The 19,724-nt window shown below is 61.6% G+C and carries 13 protein-coding genes and 1 pseudogene; 4 read left to right on the top strand and 10 right to left on the bottom strand.

Going from position 1 to position 19,724, the window contains the following annotated elements:
• Positions 1-133: 133 nt before the first annotated feature.
• Positions 134-487, top strand: a complete 354-nt coding sequence (gene uraH / locus J7302_RS09550) for a hydroxyisourate hydrolase (protein ID WP_215373148.1) — start codon at positions 134-136, stop codon at positions 485-487.
• Positions 488-789: 302 nt separating this feature from the next.
• Here uraH and J7302_RS09545 read toward each other — a convergent pair.
• The 6 genes and pseudogenes from J7302_RS09545 to J7302_RS09520 all read right to left on the bottom strand — a co-directional run.
• A pseudogene (locus J7302_RS09545) lies at positions 790-1,081 on the bottom strand (ISL3 family transposase); the annotation flags it as partial.
• Positions 1,082-1,238: 157 nt separating this feature from the next.
• The gene (dctM, locus tag J7302_RS09540; RefSeq protein WP_215373125.1) at positions 1,239-2,522 is read right to left on the bottom strand and encodes a C4-dicarboxylate TRAP transporter large permease protein DctM; all 1,284 of its coding nucleotides are present in this window, start codon (positions 2,520-2,522) and stop codon (positions 1,239-1,241) included.
• Entirely contained in the window at positions 2,519-3,163 is a 645-nt protein-coding gene (locus tag J7302_RS09535) for a TRAP transporter small permease (RefSeq protein WP_215373121.1), read from the bottom strand. Before J7302_RS09535 ends, dctM begins: the two co-directional genes overlap by 4 nt.
• A gap of 72 nt (positions 3,164-3,235) precedes the next feature.
• A complete protein-coding gene (gene dctP / locus J7302_RS09530; RefSeq protein WP_215373118.1) occupies positions 3,236-4,231 on the bottom strand; it encodes a C4-dicarboxylate TRAP substrate-binding protein DctP in 996 nt (331 codons plus the stop codon).
• Between the two features lie 352 nt (positions 4,232-4,583).
• Positions 4,584-5,210: a LysE family translocator gene (locus J7302_RS09525; protein WP_215373115.1), complete on the bottom strand. Its 627-nt coding sequence runs from the start codon at positions 5,208-5,210 to the stop codon at positions 4,584-4,586.
• Between the two features lie 70 nt (positions 5,211-5,280).
• Positions 5,281-6,630 (bottom strand): NCS2 family permease, encoded by a 1,350-nt coding sequence (locus J7302_RS09520; RefSeq protein WP_215373112.1) that lies wholly within the window; start codon positions 6,628-6,630, stop codon positions 5,281-5,283.
• 618 nt (positions 6,631-7,248) lie between these two features.
• On the opposite strand from J7302_RS09520, the gene J7302_RS09515 reads away from it, so the two are divergent.
• Entirely contained in the window at positions 7,249-8,019 is a 771-nt protein-coding gene (locus J7302_RS09515) for a GntR family transcriptional regulator (RefSeq protein ID WP_215373110.1), read from the top strand.
• Positions 8,020-8,260: 241 nt separating this feature from the next.
• Here J7302_RS09515 and guaD read toward each other — a convergent pair whose 3' ends face one another.
• The 4 genes from guaD to xdhA all read right to left on the bottom strand — a co-directional run bounded on the left by guaD (position 8,261) and on the right by xdhA (position 14,607).
• Positions 8,261-9,568: a guanine deaminase gene (gene guaD / locus J7302_RS09510; protein WP_215373107.1), complete on the bottom strand. Its 1,308-nt coding sequence runs from the start codon at positions 9,566-9,568 to the stop codon at positions 8,261-8,263.
• Positions 9,569-9,720: 152 nt separating this feature from the next.
• A complete protein-coding gene (gene xdhC, locus J7302_RS09505) occupies positions 9,721-10,554 on the bottom strand; it encodes a xanthine dehydrogenase accessory protein XdhC (RefSeq protein ID WP_215373104.1) in 834 nt (277 codons plus the stop codon).
• A 224-nt stretch (positions 10,555-10,778) separates the two neighbouring features.
• Entirely contained in the window at positions 10,779-13,175 is a 2,397-nt protein-coding gene (xdhB, locus tag J7302_RS09500) for a xanthine dehydrogenase molybdopterin binding subunit (RefSeq protein ID WP_215373101.1), read from the bottom strand.
• A complete protein-coding gene (gene xdhA, locus J7302_RS09495) occupies positions 13,168-14,607 on the bottom strand; it encodes a xanthine dehydrogenase small subunit (protein ID WP_215373098.1) in 1,440 nt (479 codons plus the stop codon). The genes xdhB and xdhA overlap by 8 nt, the downstream gene beginning before the upstream one ends.
• Before the next feature lie 834 nt (positions 14,608-15,441).
• On the opposite strand from xdhA, the gene J7302_RS09490 reads away from it, so the two are divergent.
• The gene (locus J7302_RS09490; protein WP_215373094.1) at positions 15,442-16,101 is read left to right on the top strand and encodes a GntR family transcriptional regulator; all 660 of its coding nucleotides are present in this window, start codon (positions 15,442-15,444) and stop codon (positions 16,099-16,101) included.
• Between the two features lie 13 nt (positions 16,102-16,114).
• Positions 16,115-19,603 carry a chromosome segregation protein SMC gene (smc, locus tag J7302_RS09485; protein WP_215373091.1) on the top strand — a complete coding sequence of 1,163 codons (3,489 nt, stop codon included), beginning with the start codon at positions 16,115-16,117 and terminating at the stop codon, positions 19,601-19,603.
• The last annotated feature ends 121 nt before the right edge of the window (positions 19,604-19,724 follow it).

Raw genomic sequence — 19,724 nt, 5'->3', positions numbered from 1 at the left:
CATTGGGCGCATGTTATTCTGCGCACCGAACCAGGGCTTTCGGCCCTGTCCATGCACCGATTTCAACAAGCAGAGGAGGTGTGGCGTCTCGCCAGCGGCCTGATCGACCGGCCCTGAAGGCGCCCAGCGAGCAATGGGACGTTTGACCACGCATGTATTGGATGCCGCCCACGGCTGCCCTGGCCGTGACATCAAGATCGAGCTCTACCGCGTAGAAGGCGCAGGCATGGAGCTGGTTGCCACCGCCAACACCAACGATGACGGCCGCTGCGATACGCCTCTGCTGCAGGGCGCCGACTACCAGAGCGGCGTCTATCAGTTGCACTTCCATGCCGGAGATTACTACCGCGCCCGTGGGGTGAAGCTGCCTGAGCCCGCTTTCCTGGATGTCGTAGTGCTGCGCTTTGGCATTTCCGCCGAGCAGGATCACTACCACGTGCCGCTGCTGATTTCGCCCTACAGTTACTCCACGTATCGGGGCAGCTAGTATTACGGTTCTCGTTACCCTCGACTCAACGAGTCCTTCTAGCCCGCTCACACTGCGGGCTTTTTTTGTCTGAGAAAAACCAGGGCGCCCGCGCACACTGCCACGCCCAATTATAAAAAAGGTTCATCGCGGAATCTGGGGGAGAGGCGAGTTGACAGCCGGATAGCCGGTACTCTCTCTGTAGGAGCCAGCTTGCTGGCGAACATGCGCCATTCGCCAGCAAGCTGGCTCCTACAAGGTTTCGCGCGCCTTCGATGTGTCACTCCGCCCGACAAGTCCGCCAAGGAGGTGTTGCAGGCTGCTTTCCGGAGAAGGCGGGAAGCCGGCGCCAGACAGTCGATCCGCTCGGATACGCGTCCGCACGCGACGCACCGGCAGTTGTAGCAGGACGCGCTGATCCTGCAGGTCACGATCCCGCACCTGGCGGATGTGCTGCTGCTCGTGGATCCACAGGTTGGGTTTGGCACAGCGGCCGCAAATCGGTAAGCGCTCGGTTTGCGGTTCAAGACTGATCAGCAGGGTGTCGTGAGTGGATTGGCGACAGGCGACGACCTCGTAGCCCGGCCAGAAAGGGGCAAGATCAATAGGATGCACGGCGATAGCAGGGGGTGGGGGTTGGGATGTTTGGCGATTGCCAATTTACCCGCTTCCCCGACTGTCAACTCGCTCTTCTCCCAGATTCTGCGAAGAACCATAAAAAAGCCCGGCACAAGGCCGGGCTGAAACGCATCACGGGGAGATGCGCAAGGGATCAGGTCATGCCCAGCCAGTTCGGCAGTACTAGCGATATCCAGGGCACGTAGGTGACCAGGACCAGGAATGCCAGGAGGATCATCAACCAGGGCATGGCTGCATGGATGGTCCGGGTGAGGGGCATGCCGGTTACCGCCGAAGTGACGAAGAGGTTCAGGCCTACAGGTGGGGTTACCAGGCCAATCTCCAGGTTCACCACCATGATGATGCCGAGGTGGATGGGGTCGATACCCAACTTCGTGGCGATGGGGAACAGGATGGGCGCCAGAATCAGGATGATCGCCGATGGCTCCATGAACGCTCCGGCGATCAGCAGCACGATGTTCACCACCAGCAGGAAAGTCACTGGTGTCAGGCCTGCGTCAATCACCCAGGCGGTGATCTGTTGCGGTAGCTGCTCGGTCGTCAGCACGTGGGCGAAGAGCATGGCGTTGGCGATGATGAACATCAGCATGATGGACAGCTTGCCGGACTCCAGCAGCACCTTCGGCGCTTCGCTCAGGGTCATGTCCTTGTAGACGAACAGGGCGATGAAGGCCGAATACACTGCGGCCACAGCCGCCGCTTCCGTGGGTGTGAACATCCCGGAGTAGATGCCGCCGAGGATGATCAGCATCAGCAGCAGACCCCAGATAGCCTTGCGTGCTGCGGAGAGCCACTCGCGGAAGGTCGCGCGGGGCAGGGCGGGCAGGTTCTTCTTCACGGCGACGATGTAGATCGCGATCATCAGCACCGCCCCGAGCATGATCCCAGGCACGACGCCGGCCATGAACAGCTTGCCCACCGAGGTTTCGGTGGCGGCGGCATAAACCACCATGACGATCGATGGCGGGATGAGGATGCCCAGGGTGCCCGCGTTGCAGACAATGCCAGCGCCGAACGCCTGCGGATAGCCGGAGCGGACCATGCCGGCGATGGCGATCGAGCCGACGGCTGCCACCGTGGCGGGTGAAGAGCCGGAAAGTGCAGCGAACAGCATGCAGGCCAGCACGGCGGCGATTGCCAGGCCGCCCCGAATATGGCCGACGCAGGCGTTGGCGAAGTCGATCAGGCGTTTAGCCACCCCCCCGGTGGTCATGAAGGCGCCGGCCAGCAGGAAGAAGGGAATGGCTAGCAACGTGTAGTGCTCGGAGGTCTCGAAGAGCTTGATCGCCAATGAGCGGACCGAGTCGGGGCTGAACAGGATGATGGTCATCGAGCCCGCGAGGCCGAGGGAGATGGCAATGGGCACGCCGATGAACATCAGCAGGAACAGCAGGAAGAAGAGGAACAGGACGGTCATGGCTTGTCTTCCTTGTGCGGCTCGTCGTGTTCGGTCAGCTTGAGCACTTCGGCCGCCTCATCGGCCAGGCCCAGGCCCGTCTGGCGATTCTGCAGGAGGCGTACGAGGATCTCCGCGAATCGGATGAACACCATGGCGAAGCCCAGCGGCACGATCAGGCCGATGTGCCATTGCTGCACGCCATAGTGGCCCAGGTCTTCGGCGCCTATGGCTGCGGTGAACAGGGTCTGCACCCACTCAAAGCTGGCTACGCTGAGCAGGCCGGCGTAACCCAGGCAGCAGAGGCAGGCGATGATGCCGATGAGGCGCTGGACTCGCCGAGGCGTGAGCTTGACCAACGCGTCGACGCCAATGTGGCCAGCAGTGCGCACACCGTAGGCGAGACCGAAGAAGATCAGCCAGGCGAACAGCGCCTTGGTCAGCGAGTTGCTCCAGGTCATGGCCTGGGCCATGGCGAGGATACTGTCGCCGATGGCGAAGAGCGTATCGCTGGCGGCTTCCCAGCGGTCAGCGAGGTTGTAGAACAGGGTGTAAAGATTGTTGAGGATGACGTAGACGAAGGTCACCAGCGTCATGGCCGCCATGAGGAAGGCGATGAAGGCTTCCTCGAAGTGGTCCCAGACGCGCCGCAAGGCGTTCATGGATGGCATCTCCCGATGGCTGAAGCGTCGTGCCGCGAGGGGCGGGCAGAGCCAGCCCCGGTGGCGTGCGGATCATTGAGCCTGGTTGGCGGTTTCAGCGGCCTTGATCAGGTCAGGGCCGATCTCGCCCTCGAACTTCTTCCACACCGGCTTCATGGCCTCGCGCCATTCGTTGCGCTGCTCGGGGGTGAGTTCAATGATTTCGCTGGTCTTGGCCTCGATGATGCGCTGCTTGTCGCCCTGATTGAGGGCTTCGGCCTGTTTGTTTACTTCGACTGAAACTTCCTGAGTGATCTTTTCCAGCTCGCTGCGAACGTCGGCTGGCAGTCCAGTCCAGAACTTGGTGTTGGTGATCAGCATGTAGTCCAGTACGCCATGGTTGGACTCGGTGATGTACTTCTGCACCTCGTGCATTTTTTGCGAGTAAATGTTCGACCAGGGGTTCTCGGCACCGTTGACCACGCCGGTCTGCAGGCCCTGATAGACCTCGGCGAAACTCATCTTGCGCGGGTTGGCACGCACAGCCTTGAACTGCTCCTCCAGCACGGCGGAGGCCTGAACGCGGAACTTCAGGCCGCGGGCATCCTTGGGTTCGCGCAATGGCTTGTTGGCGGACAGCTGTTTCATGCCGTTGTGCCAGTAGCCAAGGCCGGTGATGTTCTTGCTTTCCATGGATTTGAGCAGGGCCTGGCCATCCGGGCTTTGCTGGAAGCGGTCTACGGCCTGGATGTCGTTGAACAGGAAGGGCAGGTCGAACAGCTGCACCTGCTTGGTGTACTGCTCGAACTTCGCCAGGGAGGGCGCGATCAGCTGCACGTCGCCGAGCAGCAGGGCTTCCATTTCCTTTCCGTCACCGAACAGCGAGGAGTTGGGGTAGACCTCGACCTTCACTTTGCCGGGCAGTCGTTCTTCCGCGAGCTTCTTGAACAGCAAGGCGCCTTGCCCCTTCGGAGTGTGTTCCGCCACCACGTGGGAGAACTTGATCACGATCGGGTCAGCTGCTTGGGCGAGGCCGGCAGCGCCCAGTGCGAGTGCGCAGGCGAGTGCTTTCAGAGCAGGTTTGAACATTGGTGCATCCTCTTATTGTTCTTGGCTGAGTAAAGCGCAGGGGCGCTGTATTGGCGAAGCAACAAGAGGAAGTCTAGGCGGCAACCATGCCTTGGCACGGTCAGGTGGAGATTATGCGCGGCTGGGCTTGTTCTTGTTGGCTCGCTGACGAAGCAATGGCAAGCAACATGCCAGAGGCGCGAGGCCCAGAGCTGATGCGGGCAAGAGGGGCGAATCGGAAGAGCTTGGAGGTAATTGGTGGCGGAATGCCGCCGTGGTTTAGATGATTTTTGGCGGAAATCCGCCATGCCCTTGTGGGGGGGCGGGCGGGTGGGGGCGGAATGTGCTCCCGCCGCCCCGACAGTGGAAAAGCTCAGCGTGATAACAAGGAAGCTGCGCCAGCACCGCTGAACAGCGCTGCGCTGGTGCGGTTGAACCAGACGTGGCCTTTTCCCGAACGCAGGTAGCGGGCCGCGCTCTGGGCGCTCAGGCCGTAGAACAGCTTGCAGCCCAGGTCCAGCACGGCCCAGGTGGCGATCATGACCAGCAACTGGGTCGGCAATGGGCGCTCGGCGCTGAGGAACTGCGGCAGGAAGGCGGCGAAGAACAGGATGTCTTTCGGGTTACTGGCGCCCAGGCCGAAGGCTTTCCAGAACATGGCGTGAAAGCCCGGGTTCACCGGTTGTTCTTCGGCGGTGGCCTGTTGGGCGGCGCGCCGCGACTCTTGCCAGCTATGCCAGGCGAGATAGAAGAGATAAAGGGCGCCGACGATCTTCAGGGCGCTGAAGAGCTTCTCCGAGGCCAGCAGCAGGGCGCCCAGGCCGAGGGCGGAAGCGCTGAGCAGGCAGATGGAGGCGGAAACCCCGCCGAGAAACGCCGGAGTCGAGCGTCGCAGACCATAGTTGAGGCTGTTGCTGACCATCAGCAAAGACAGCGGTCCGGGGATCAGGATGACGATCAGCGCGGCGCTGCTGTAAAGCAGCCAGGTTTCCAGGCTCACAGGCTCTCTCCTCGATAAATGAAAAGGCCCTGCCACATCGTGGCAGGGCCCGGTCTAGCTGAACCTGAGCTTACAGGAAGATGAACTTGGCTACAAAGATCACGCACAGTGCATACAAACTGATGGACACGTCCTTGTACTTGCCCGTGAACGCCTTCATGGCCACGTAGGTCACGAAGCCCAGGGCGATGCCGTCGGCGACCGAGAAGGTCAGCGGCATCATGATCACAGTGACGATGGCTGGGATGGTCTCGGTGTGTTCCTTCCAGTCGATGTGGGCCATGCCGCCCATCATCAGCATGGCTACATAGATCAGTGCACCGGCAGTGGCGTAGGCGGGGATCATGCCGGCCAGCGGGGCGAAGAACATCGCGGCAATGAACAGGAAGCCAACGGTCACGGCAGTCAGACCGGTGCGACCACCTGCGGCGACGCCGGCGGCGCTTTCCACATAGCTGGTCACCGGCGGAACACCGAGCACGCCGCCGAAAACGCTGGAGGCGCTGTCAGCCTTCATGGCCCTGGACAGGTTCTCGATGCGGCCGTCTTCCTGGACCAGATTGGCGCGCTGGGCGACGCCCATCAGGGTGCCGGCGGTGTCGAACATATGCACGAAGAGGAAGGCCAGGATCACGCTGATCATGGACACTTCGAAGGCACCGGTTATGTCCATGGCCAGGAAGGTCGGAGCCAGGCTCGGCGGCATGGAGAACACTCCGCCGAACTTGACGATGCCCAGGCCGACGCCGATCAGGGTGACGGTGAGGATGCTGATCAGGATACCGCCGAACACGCGGCGGTATTCCAGCACCGCGATCATCAGGAAGCAGATGGCAGCCAGCAGTGGACCGGGAGAGGTGAGGTCGCCAATGTGCACCAGGGTGGCCGGGTGGGCGACGACGATGCCGGCGGTCTTCAGGCCGATCAGCCCGAGGAACAGCCCGACCCCCGCGCCCATTGCAAAGCGCAAGCTGCTGGGGATGCTGTTGAGCAGCCATTCGCGAATGCGCGAGAAGGTCAGGATCATGAACAGCACGCCGGAAAGGAACACCGCACCCAGCGCGATCTGCCAGCTGTAGCCCATGGTGTTGACCACGGTGTAGGTGAAAAACGCGTTAAGGCCCATGCCTGGCGCCAGGCCCACGGGCCAGTTGGCGTACAGACCCATCAGGAAGCAGCCGAAAGCCGCTGCAAGGCAGGTGGCGACGAAGGCCGCACCATGGTCGATTCCAGCATCGGCCATGATGTTGGGGTTGACGAAGATGATGTAGGCCATGGTGATGAACGTTGTGAGACCTGCGGCTAGTTCGGTCTTCACGGTGGTGCGGTGCAGGCTGAGCTTGAAAAGACGTTCTAGCAGCCCATTGGTGGTTGGGGGCGCAGCGTACGTTCCTTGTTCTTGTTGTTTGATGCTTTCCACAGGCGTGGTACTCCTCAATTCTTTTGTTTTGATCACCCAGAACCTGGAGTGGGCTCCGGACTCTCTGAGGCAGGTGCGGGCATGGTGCGCTTCCTTGATTTGTTGACTCATGAGTCAGGAAGTTCACGGCGCGATTATGCCTTTGTATACAAAAAAAACAAATAATGTTTTCAGTGTTGCGAAAATCATCCTAATCAGAATTTCTGACTTGAAGGGCAAGTTTTTGGTGAGACAATTCGGTTGCTTGCTTTGATTAAAAAGCTTTTAAAAACAATGCTTTGATGGAATGCATGGGAGGAGAGAGGGAGTCAGCGAGTTTGTGCTACAGCATCAAATGCATGGGGCGAGACGGCGTCTTATGACAAAAAAATGTAGAACGGAGGGGGATTTCCCGGCCCGTTGAGAGCGCCGTGACCGTAAATGCGGGAACAGCGCCAAAAACCTGTGCAACTGGTCAGGAATGGAGCTCTTGTGGCGGTGAAACTGTGCAAGGCACTCTGATTGTGTACAATATCTGGTAAATTTTCCCTGGTTCTCCGCGCTGAATTACCCTTCAGCCGTGGTGGAGAGGGGCAAATGAACGCCCCGGTAGACCGCTGTTATCACACGCGAGCCCCCATGAACGAACAGTTGCAGCCACTCAAGAAGCAGCCGCGCATCGCCAAAAGCACTCGCAGCGGCACGCAAGACGATGTCGTCTATGCACACATTTTCGATGCCATCCTCGAACAACGCCTGGCTCCCGGCACCAAGCTCAGTGAAGAAGCACTGGGTGAGATCTTCGGCGTAAGTCGAACCATCATCCGCCGCGCGCTTTCCCGCCTGGCCCACGAAGGTGTGGTTCTGCTTAGGCCTAACCGCGGCGCAGTGGTGGCCAGCCCCAGCGTTGAAGAAGCGCGGCAGATCTTTTACGCGCGCCGCCTGGTAGAGCGCGCGATCACCGAGCTGGCCGTCGAGCACGCTACTGTCGAGCAGTTGCAGGAGCTTCGGCAGATGGTCAACGAGGAGCAGGCCTGCTTTTCCCGCGGTGACCGTGGAGCCGGTATTCGCCTTTCGGGCGAGTTTCACCTGAAGCTCGCCGAGGCGGCGAAGAACGCTCCGCTGGTGAGCTTCCAGCGCAGCCTGGTGTCACAAACGTCGCTGATCATTGCCCAGTACGAAAGCGGCAGCCGCTCGCACTGTTCCTTCGACGAGCACAATCGCCTGATCGACGCTATCGAGTCCCGCGATGCCGAGCGTGCGGTGATGCTGATGATGCATCACATGGATCACATCGACGACAAGCTCAACCTCGACGAGGGGGGCGCGTCGGACGACCTACATGCGGTGTTCTCGCACCTGTTGCAGACTAAGAAGAAGCCTGGGCGCAGCAGCCCGCGCAGCGCCTGACTTGTCCCAACAACAAGCCCCGCAGATGCGGTAATGCTGTTCACATAAGAAAAAGCGCCGCTTTTCCTTCAGCAGGAGAGCGGCGTTTTTGGTTTTACATCATCACGCAGTTGTTTCTGTTGGGCAGGTATCTCTCGTAGGAGCGAGCTCTGCTCGCGAACCCGCCTCCTTCCCGCAGATGCGGGCTTCTTGTTGGGCGAGCGGTTGCCAGTGCAAAGGGCCGCAAAGCGGCCCCGGCTTTTCAACCCCGCTGATGCACGCTCTGTCCCGCCGCAAAGGTTTCCTTCACGGTGCGATCGTCGCCGAGGATGGTCAGGGCGAACAGCTTTTCCTCCAGGCTGCGTGCCTGCTGCAGTCGGTAATCCAGCAGCGGAGTGGCCTTGTAGTCGAGCACCACGAAGTCCGCGTCCTTGCCAGCCTGGAAGTTGCCGATCCTGTCATCCAGGTACAGCGCGCGGGCGCCGCCGAGGGTCGCCAGGTACAGCGACTTGAAAGGGTCTAGCTTCTTGCCCTGTAGCTGCATGACCTTGTAGGCCTCGTTCAGCGATTGCAGTTGGGAGAAGCTGGTGCCGGCACCGACATCGGTACCCAGGCCCACACGTACGCCATGTTCTTCCAGCTTCTGCAGGTCGAACAGACCGCTGCCGAGGAACAGGTTGGAGGTGGGGCAGAAGGCCACGGCCGAGCCGGTTTCCGCCAGGCGCTTGCACTCGTCGTCACACAGGTGCACGCCGTGAGCGAACACCGAGCGCTGGCCGATCAGCTTGTAGTGGTCATAGACGTCCAGGTAGCCCTTGCGCTCGGGGAACAGCTCTTTCACCCATTCGATTTCCTTGCGGTTCTCGGACAAGTGGGTGTGCATGTACAGGCCCGGGTATTCGGCGAACAGCTTGCCGGCCAGCTCCAGTTGTTCCGGGGTGCTGGTGGGGGCGAAGCGCGGGGTCACCGCGTAGTGCAGGCGGCCCTTGCCGTGCCAGCGCTCGATCAGCTCCTTGCTGTCGGCGTAGCCGGATTCGGCGGTGTCGGTCAGGTAGTCCGGCGCATTGCGATCCATCAGCACCTTGCCGGCGATCATCCGCAGATCCAGGGCCTGGGCGGCCTCGAAGAAGGCGTCCACCGACTCCTTGTGCACGGTGCCGAACACCAGGGCGGTGGTGGTGCCGTTGCGCAGCAGTTCCTTGAGGAAGATGCCGGCGACATCGGCTGCATGGGCCTTGTCGGCGAATTGTTTTTCGGTGGGGAAGGTGTAGGTGTTCAGCCAGTCCAGCAACTGTTCGCCATAGGAGGCGATCATGCCGGTCTGCGGGTAGTGGATATGGGTGTCGATGAAGCCGGGGGTGATCAGCGCATCGTGGTATTCGCGCACCTCGGTTCCTGCTGCCAGCGTCGGCAGCAGAGCCTCGGCATTGCCCACGGCGGCTACACGGCCGTCCTCGACGACCAGCAGGCCATCCTCGAAATACTGATAGGACTGTTCGATGCCCACCTGGGCGGGGTCGGCAATGCTGTGCAGGATGGCGGAGCGGAAGGCGGTTACGTGACGGGTCATATCGGTCTCGTTCAGATCGTGTTCGGTTCGGCTTGTATCCCCTCTCCCTCTGGGAGAGGGCAGGGGTGAGGGAGGGTCGCCCATCTGCAGTGCGAGGCTTCCCTCATCCGGCGCTTTGCGCCACCTCCTCCCGGAGGGAGAAGGGAAAAATGTCAGGCTTGCTCGCGGCGGGAGGAGGGAATCAGCCTGGCGACGGTCTCGCCCTTCTTCACTTCCTGGCCGAAGCTGGCGTTGTAAGTCGCGACTACCTCGCCGGCGATGGAGATGGCTATCTCCACCGGCAGTTTGCCTTTGACTTCGGCGATGCCCATGGGGCAGCGCATACGCTGCACCACGTCGGCCTGGAAGCCGCGCTCGCGCAGGCGGTGTTCGAACTTGACGCGCTTGGTTTTCGAGCCGATCAGGCCGAAGTAGGCGAAGTCATTGCGCTTGAGAATCTCGGCAGTCAGCTCGAGGTCGAGCTGATGGTTGTGGGTCATGACGATGTAGTAGCTACCCGCCGGCATGTCGGCGATTTCGTCGATGACTTCCTCGTTGATCACCTTCTCGACGCCAGCAGGAATCTGCTCGGGGAACTCGTTTTCCCGCGAGTCGATCCAGCGCACCTTGCACGGCAGGCTGGCCAGCAGCGGAACCAGGGCGCGACCGACGTGGCCGGCGCCGAACACGGCGATGTGGGCTTGTGGCTGGCCCATGGGCTCGAACAGCACCACGGTGGCGCCACCGCAACATTGGCCCAGGCTGGCTCCCAGGCTGAAGCGCTCCAGGCGGGTGTCCTGGCTGCGGCTTTCGAGCATCTCGCGGGCGATTCCCATGGCCTTGAACTCAAGGTGGCCGCCGCCGATGGTTTCGAAAATACGATCAGCGGTGACGACCATCTTCGAGCCGGCATTACGCGGGGTGGAGCCGCGCTCTTCGATGATGGTCACCAGGACGCAGGGCTCGCCGCGCTGCTGCAGGTCTGCAAGGGTACTGATCCAGCTCATTTACTCAGTCTCCAACTGTGCAGGGGCTTGGTTGAGCGCGACAGCCGCCAATCGTCCTTGGGACGGACCGGGGCCGGCAGCGTTTCCAGCAGCACGGCGTCAGTGTCGGGCTGCGTTGTCTTGGGTCGTTCGGTGGGTGTTGTCATTGTTCTGCACCGTTTTTTTTCTATGTAGGAGCCAGCTTGCTGGCGAATCACCTTCGCCAGCAAGCTGGCTCCTACGGGTTAAGCCGGTTCGGTCTCCGCCTGGGCGGCGGCCGTGGCCGGTTGCTGCAATTTCCTAATCTGTTCCACGCCCCAGAGCACGCGCTCAGGGGTGGCCGGCGCATCGATCTGCGGCTGCGCCTTGTAGTCGCCGAGGCTGGCCACGGCGTCCTTGATGGCGCACCAGACGGCGATGCCGAGCATGAACGGCGGTTCGCCCACGGCCTTGGAGTGGAACACGGTCTGCTCCGGGTTCTTGCGGTTTTCCACCAGCTTCACCCGCAGGTCGATGGGCATGTCGGCAATGGCCGGGATCTTGTAGCTCGCCGGGCCGTTGGTCATCAGCTTGCCCTTGGCGTTCCACACCAACTCTTCCATGGTCAGCCAGCCCATGCCCTGGACGAATGCGCCCTCTACCTGGCCGATGTCGATGGCCGGGTTCAGCGAGGCACCAACGTCATGCAGGATGTCGGTGCGCAGCATCTTGTACTCGCCGGTCAGGGTGTCGACTATCACTTCGGCGCAGGCGACGCCGTAGGCGAAGTAATAGAAGGGGCGGCCACTGGCCTTGTCGCGGTCGTAGAAGATCTTCGGCGTGCGGTAGAAGCCGGTGCTGGAGAGCGAGATCTGGTTGAAGTAGGCGAGCTGGATCACTTCCTCGAAGGAGAGGTAGTGGTCGCGCACGCGAACCTGCTCGTTCTTGAACTCGACGTCCTCGGCCGTCACCTTGAAGTGGGTGGCGAGGAACTCCACCAGGCGTTGCTTGATGGTCTCGGCTGCGTTCTGTGCGGCCTTGCCGTTCAGGTCGGTACCGCTGGAAGCCGCGGTCGGTGACGTGTTGGGCACCTTATCGGTGTTGGTCGCGGTGATCTGGATGCGCGAGATGTCGACCTGGAACACCTCGGCCACCACCTGGGCGACTTTCGTGTTCAGCCCCTGGCCCATCTCGGTGCCGCCGTGGTTCAGGTGGATGCTCCCGTCGGTGTAGATATGCACCAGTGCGCCGGCCTGGTTGAGGAAGGTGGCGGTGAAGCTGATGCCGAATTTCACCGGTGTCATTGCCAGGCCTTTCTTCAATACCGGGCTCTTGGCGTTGAAGGCGCGAATTTCCTCGCGACGCTTGGTGTATTCGCTGCTGGCTTCCAGCTCGGCGGTCATCTCGGCGAGCATGTTGTGCTCGACGGTCTGGTAGTAGTGGGTGACGTTGCGCTCGTCCTTCCCGTAGTAGTTGAGCTTGCGCACCTCCAGCGGGTCCTTGCCCAGATTGCGGGCAATGGCGTCCATGATCTCCTCGATCGCAACCATGCCCTGCGGACCGCCAAAGCCCCGGTAGGCCGTGTTGGACGCAGTATTGGTCTTGCAGCGGTGGCCGTTGATGGTGGCGTGTTCGAGGAAGTAGGCGTTGTCCGAGTGGAACATTGCGCGGTCGACGATGGAGCCGGACAGATCCGGGGAGTAGCCACAGTTGCCGGCCAGTTCCAGCTGGATGCCGGTCAGCAGGCCATCGTCGTTGAAGCCCACGTCGTACTCGACGTAGAAGGGGTGGCGCTTGCCGGTGATGGTCATGTCTTCCATGCGCGGCAGGCGCATTTTGGTCGGGCGCCTGGTCAGATGGGCGATCACCGCGCACAGGCAGGCCGGGCCGGCGGCCTGGGTCTCCTTGCCGCCGAAGCCACCGCCCATGCGGCGCATGTCGATGACGATCTTGTGCATTGGCACGCCGAGCACCTCGGCCACCAGCTTCTGCACCTCGGTGGCGTTCTGCGTGGAGGTGTAGACGATCATTCCGCCGTCCTCGGTAGGCATCACCGAGGAGATCTGGGTTTCCAGGTAGAAGTGCTCCTGACCGCCGATGTGCAGGTTGCCTTGCAGACGGTTCTTCGAGTTGGCCAGGGCTGTGCTGGAGTCACCGCGTTTGTGCTGGTGACTGTCGAGCACGAAATGTTTCTTGTGCAGGGCATCGACCACGTCGAGCACCGGCTCCAGGTCCTCGTATTCGACGATGGCCGCCATGGCTGCCTTGCGTGCGGTTTCCAGGCTGTCGGCGCCCACGGCGAGAACCACCTGACCGACATACTCGACCTTGCCGTCCGCCAGCAGCGGGTCGCCGGCGACTACCGGACCGATGTCCAGCTGGCCGGGAACGTCTTCAGCGGTGATGGCGATGGCCACGCCCGGGAATTGGTAGCAGGGCGTGGTGTCGATGCGCGTGATGCGCGCATGGGCGCGGTCGCTCATGCGGGCGTAAACGTGCAGCTGGTTGGGGAATTCCAGGCGGTCGTCGACGTACACCGCTTCGCCGGTAACGTGCTTGGGCGCGCTTTCGTGCTTCACGCTGCGGCCGACGCCAGTGGTGATGTCAGCGCGGAACAGTTCCGCCAATTCGGCCTGGGTTTTGATGTGGTGTTTGTTAGACATAAGCGGTCACCCGGGTCTCGACTTCTGGTGATTGCTGCTCGAGGAAGAACTTGCGCAGGAGGTTCTGCGCGGCCAGGAGACGGTATTCCTTGCTGGCGCGGAAGTCCGTCAGAGGGGTGAAGTCCTTGGCCAATGCTTCGCAGGCACGCTCGATGGTGCCCGGGTACCAGGCGGAGCCGATCAGGGACTGCTCGCAGGCGCTGGCGCGCTTGGGAATCCCGGCCATGCCTCCGAAGGCGATTCGCGCCTTGCGCACCACGCCATTCTCGATGATCAGGTTGAAGGCAGCGCAGACGGCAGAGATGTCGTCGTCCAGGCGCTTGGACACCTTGTAGGCGCGGAATGCCTGGTTCTTGCGGGCACGCGGCACGCGCACCTTCTCGATGAACTCGGCCTCCTGGCGGGCAGTAACCTTGTAGTCGAGGAAGTACTCGTCCAACGGCAGGATGCGAGTCTGGTTGCCTTTGCGCAGGACGATCTCGGCTCCGAGCGCGATCAGCAGCGGCGGGGCATCGCCGATGGGCGATGCGTTGCCAATGTTGCCGCCCAGGGTGCCCTGGTTGCGGATCTGCAGGGAAGCGAAGCGGTGCAGCAGCTCGCCGAAGTCCGGGTATTCCCGGGCCAAAGTCTCGTAGCAGTCCGACAAGGGGGTGGCGGCGCCGATTTCGATGAGCTCAGCAGTCTCGTCGATGCGTTTCATGGCCTCGACATGGCCGACGTAGATCATCACTGGCAGCTCGCGATGGAACTGGGTGACTTCCAGGGCAAGGTCGGTGCCACCGGCCAGCAGGCGCGCCTGCGGGTTGGCGGTGTAGAGATCGGCCAGGTCAGCAATGGTCAGTGGCACCAGGCAGCGCTTGTCGCCGCTGTTCAGTTCGGCGGTTTCGCGCGGGGCGATGGCTTTCAGCTGGGCCACGGTCTGGGCTTCAGCGGCGTCGAACTGGTCCGGCTGCTTCTGGCAGCAGGCCTGCTCGGCGGCATCGATGATCGGGCGGTATCCGGTGCAGCGGCACAGGTTGCCGGCCAGCGCTTCCATGGTCTGCGCCTTGTCGTAGCCGTTGCTGTTCTTCTGCAAGGCAAACAACGACATGACGAAGCCCGGCGTGCAGAAACCGCACTGCGAGCCGTGGCAATCCACCATGGCCTGCTGCACGGAATGCAGTTGACCTTGGTGTTTGAGGTCTTCGACGGTGATGAGCTGCTTACCGTGCAGCGAGGAGACAAAGGTCAGGCAGGAGTTGAGGGTGCGGTAGCGGACGCGATCGCCCTCCAACTCGCCGACCACCACGGTGCACGCACCGCAGTCGCCGGAGGCGCAGCCTTCTTTGGTACCGGGTTTGCCGACATGCTCACGCAAGTAGTTGAGCACCGTGACATTAGGGTCGAGGGCATGCTCGGTGCGCAGCTCCCGATTGAGTAAAAACTGGATCAAGGACGACCTCCAGGCACTTATTGTTTTTACGAGGGCTCGTATGGCGGCAAATTTAAGAAAGTCTGACTTTGTGGTCAATAAATATTTGACTCTTGAGTCAGGAAATATTCATGTGTTTCAGTTATTAGCCCTACGTACCCGCTCTAGATCAAGCGCAAGCGCAATTCGTGCCACCTATCTGACAGTGTAGAAACGCCAAAGCCCCCGTGCAGGGTAATGCTGTTCACTTAGGCATTGGCGGCAACGCATAGGAGGAGGGGCGTGGCCGGCCTTCGGAGCAGTCTGCCACCCCGCAGCCCGTATGAAGGCCCCGTAGGAGCGAGCTCTGCTCGCGAAGGAGGCAGGTTCCCGAGCAGAGATCGCTCCTACGAGAGATACCTGCCCAACAGAAACAACTTCGTGATGATGTAAAACCAAAAACGCTGCCCTCCTGCTGAAGGAAAAGCGGCGTTTTTTCGTATGTGAACAGCATTACCCGTGCAGGGGGCTTTGGCTTGATGGAGCCAGGTGCGGCATCAATTGAGGAAGGGGGCAAGCCTGCTGCGATCGGGTCAGCTGATGCCCCGTACTGATGTTGGATTGTCGGACGATCATTGCGCCGGTCGACCCGTTCCGCGCGCGGTCTTCAGGTTTGAAACCTCGCGACCGGTCACCTTTAGCCCATAACACCCTGTGTTACACTTCGCCGCCTGTACGCGTTCTGCTACAGCGCCTGGCAACACCCCGCACGCTCTTGCATTCCCTGCCGGTACCCGTAGTACTGTCGGCGCTGGAGCGTTGCCGTGGAAACCCCTCGGCGCACTGTGCAGCCGTTTTCAAGTTCGAAGGAAAACCATGACGTTCAAGGCACCGGACAGCCTCGCTGAGCAGATTGCCCACCACCTGGCCGAACGCATCATTCGCGGGGAGCTGAAGGAGCGGGAGCGCATTCAGGAGCAGAAAGTCACCCAGTCGCTGAATGTCAGTCGCGGTTCGGTGCGCGAGGCGCTGCTGATCCTCGAGCGCCGTCATTTGATCAATATCCTTCCGCGCCGCGGTGCTCAGGTCTCCGAGCTCACCCCGCAGCATGTGCGTAGCCTCTACACCTTGGTGATGGAGCTCTACATCCTGTTGGGCAATGCCGTGGCCGAGCGCTGGCGAGTCGAGGCCGATCTTGCGCCGTTCCTGGTCATCCAGCAACGTCTGGCCGATAGCTTGCTGAAGCAGGACATCAATGCATTCGTCGATGCCAGTTTCTCGATCATGCAGGCCGCCTATCCTTTTGCCGACAATCCGTACTTGCAGCAGACCCTGGATAACCTGCAGCCGGCCATCAGCCGCACCTACCACATTGCCCTGGAGCGTCGTAAAGGCGAGATGGGGCAGTTCATCGAGGTGTTCACCGAGCTGCTGCAGGCGGTCATTGCCCGCGATCCCGCCAGGATCCGAGAAGTACTGATCGGTTACGGCAAACAGAACTGCGGGCTGGTGCTCGCAGCCCTGGCCGAGCGTTGAGCAGGGCGCGCCGATGCGGTTGAAGAGCATCAAGCTGGCCGGGTTCAAGTCCTTCGTCGACCCGACGACGGTCAGCTTTCCCAGCAACATGGCGGCCGTGGTCGGCCCCAACGGCTGCGGCAAGTCGAACATAATCGACGCCGTACGCTGGGTGATGGGCGAGAGTTCGGCGAAGAACCTGCGCGGCGAGTCGATGACCGACGTCATCTTCAACGGCTCCAACACCCGCAAACCAGTGGCCCAGGCCAGTATCGAGCTGATCTTCGACAACTCCGACAACAGCCTGGTTGGGGAATACGCGGCTTTCGCCGAGATATCCATTCGCCGCCGCGTCAGCCGCGATGGACAGAACACCTATTTCCTCAACGGCACCAAGTGCCGTCGTCGTGACATCACCGACATCTTTCTCGGCACTGGCCTCGGGCCGCGCAGCTATTCGATCATCGAGCAGGGCATGATCTCCAAGCTGATCGAGGCCAAGCCCGAAGACCTGCGCAACTTTATCGAGGAAGCCGCCGGCATTTCCAAGTACAAGGAGCGCCGCCGCGAAACCGAGAGCCGCATCCGCCGCACCCAGGAAAACCTGGCGCGCCTGTCCGACCTGCGCGAAGAGCTCGAGCGCCAGCTCGAGCGCCTGCATCGCCAGGCTCAGTCCGCCGAGAAGTACCAGGAATACAAGGCCGAGGAGCGCCAGCTCAAGGCCCAGCTCGCCGCACTGAAGTGGAGTGCGCTGAATGAGCAGGTCGGACAGCGCGAAGCGGTGATCGGCAACCAGGAGGTCAGTTTCGAGGCTCTGGTGGCCGAACAGCGCAATGCCGATGCCAGCATCGAGCGCCTGCGTGACGGCCACCATGAATTGTCCGAGCGCTTCAACCTGGTGCAGGGTCGCTTCTATTCCGTGGGCGGCGATATTGCCCGCGTCGAGCAGAGTATCCAGCACGGCCAGCAGCGGCTTCGCCAGTTGCAGGATGACTTGCGTGATGCCGAGCGCTCGCGCCAGGAAACCGAGTCCCATCTCGGGCACGACCGCACCTTGCTGGCCACCCTCAGCGAAGAGTTGGACATGCTCGGCCCCGAGCAGGAAATGAGCGCCGCCGCCGCTGAAGAAGCCACGGCCCAACTCGAAGAGGCCGAGGGCGGCATGCACGCCTGGCAGGAGCAGTGGGACGCCTTCAACCAGCGCAGCGCCGAGCCGCGCCGCCAGGCCGAAGTGCAGCAGTCACGCATCCAGCAGTTGGAGCAGAGCCTGGAGCGCCTGCTCGAGCGTGGGCGCCGGCTCAACGATGAGCGTGCCCAACTGGCCGCCGACCCGGAAGATGCCGCAGTACTTGATCTCAGCGAACAACTGGCTGTCAGCGACATGCGTCTGGAGGAGCTTCAGGTCGCTGAGTTGGCACTGGTGGAGCAACTCGAAACGTTACGCGAAGAGCTGCAACAGGCCGGCCAGTCTCAACAGCAGGCCCAGGGCGAGCTGCAACGTCTGAATGGGCGCATTGCGTCTCTGGAGGCGCTGCAGCAGGCCGCACTGAATCCCGGCACGGGCGCTGCCGAATGGCTGCGTGATCAACAACTGGCTGAGCGACCGCGCTTGGCGGAAGGTCTGCGCGTCGAGCAGGGCTGGGAGCTGGCGGTGGAAACGGTGCTGGGCGCCGATCTGCAAGCGGTACTGCTGGACGACTTCGCTGGCCTCGACCTGAGCGGGTTCAGCCAGGGTGAGCTGCGCCTGGTGGACGCCGCACATAGCGGAGCTAGAGCGCCTGGAGCGTTGCTGGACAAGGTGGAAGCGCCGATCGACCTGGCACCCTGGTTGGCCAAGGTCATTCCGGTGGAGAGCCTGGACCAGGCATTGGCCCAGCGCGCGAGCCTGGGGGAGGGCGCAAGCCTGATCAGCCGCGATGGCTATTGGGTTGGCCGCCACTTCCTCCGCGTGCGCCGTGCCAGCGAGGCCGAGAGCGGGCTGTTGGCGCGTGGCCAGGAGTTGGAGCGCCTACAGGCCGAGCGCGAGGAGCGCGAGGCTTCGCTGGAGCTGCTTGAAGAGCGCCTGCAACAATTGCGCGACAGTCAGCGCCAGCAAGAGGAATTCCGCGAGCAGCAACGCCGTCTGTTGCAGGAAGAATCCCGTAGCCAGGGTGAGCTCAAGGCGCAACTTTCTGCCCAGCAAGCCAAGATGGAGCAGCTGACGCTGCGTCGGCGTCGCCTCGAGGATGAGCTGCGCGAACTGGATGAGCAGCGCGCCCTCGAACACGAGCAGTTGGGCGAAGCGCGCCTGACCCTGCAAGACGCCCTGGATGCCATGGCCAGCGACACCGAGCAGCGCGAGCAGCTATTGGCGCAGCGTGACGGCCTTCGCGAACGGCTTGATCGCATCCGTCAGGAAGCTCGGCAGCACAAGGATCATGCCCACCAGTTGGCCGTGCGAGTCGGCTCGCTGAAGGCGCAGCACGATTCCACTCGTCAGGCACTGGAGCGCCTCGCCCTGCAGTTCGAGCGTCTCAACGAGCGCCGCGAGCAGCTCAGCCTCAATCTGGAGGAGGGCGCCGCACCGCTCGAGGAGCTGCGCATGAAGCTGGAAGAGCTGCTGGAAAAACGCATGAGCGTCGAAGAGGAATTGAAGCAGGCGAGATTGACGCTGGAAGATGCCGACCGCGAACTGCGCGATGCCGAGAAACGCCGCTCCCAGGCCGAGCAGCAATCGCAGCTCTTGCGTGGCCAGCTGGAGCAGCAGCGTCTCGAATGGCAGGCCCTGAGCGTGCGCCGCAAGGCCCTGCAGGACCAGCTTCACGAAGATGGCTACGACCTGCACGGCGTGCTCGCCACCTTACCCGGTGAGGCTACCGAGGCCGGTTGGGAAGAAGAGCTGGAGCGCCTTGCTGCGCGCATCCAGCGTCTGGGGCCGATAAACCTGGCGGCGATCGACGAGTACCAACAACAATCCGAGCGTAAACGCTACCTGGACGCGCAGAACGATGACCTGGTGGAGGCGTTGGAGACGCTGGAAAATGTCATCCGCAAGATCGACAAGGAAACCCGCAACCGCTTCAAGGAAACCTTCGACCAGATCAACGCTGGCCTCCAGGCGTTGTTCCCCAAGGTTTTCGGCGGCGGGCATGCCTATCTGGAACTGACCGGCGAAGACCTGCTGGATACCGGTGTCGCCATCATGGCGCGCCCGCCAGGCAAGAAAAACAGCACTATCCATCTCCTCTCCGGTGGCGAGAAGGCGCTTACTGCGCTGGCGTTGGTCTTCGCCATCTTCCAGCTCAATCCGGCACCCTTCTGCATGCTGGATGAAGTGGATGCCCCGCTGGATGACGCCAACGTCGGTCGTTATGCAAGGTTGGTGAAGGAGATGTCCGAGAAAGTGCAATTCATCTATATCACCCACAACAAGATCGCCATGGAAATGGCTGACCAGTTGATGGGCGTGACCATGCACGAGCCGGGTTGCTCGCGCCTGGTGGCGGTGGACGTGGAGGAGGCCTTGTCGTTGGTTGAAGCCTGATCGGCAGGTGCGTAGGTTCTTCGGGACAAATTCACCGATCATGCCGTGTAGGGCCCTATCAGAGGTTTCTCTGCTGGGCTGGCCGTGCTAGCTTAATGCCCAAATTTGTTGCACGTGGAAA

This window comes from Metapseudomonas boanensis (assembly GCF_018704125.1).
Taxonomy (GTDB): domain Bacteria; phylum Pseudomonadota; class Gammaproteobacteria; order Pseudomonadales; family Pseudomonadaceae; genus Metapseudomonas; species Metapseudomonas boanensis.
The sequence above is the reverse complement of the archived record's forward strand: the minus strand, read 5'-3'. Positions and strand labels throughout refer to the sequence as shown.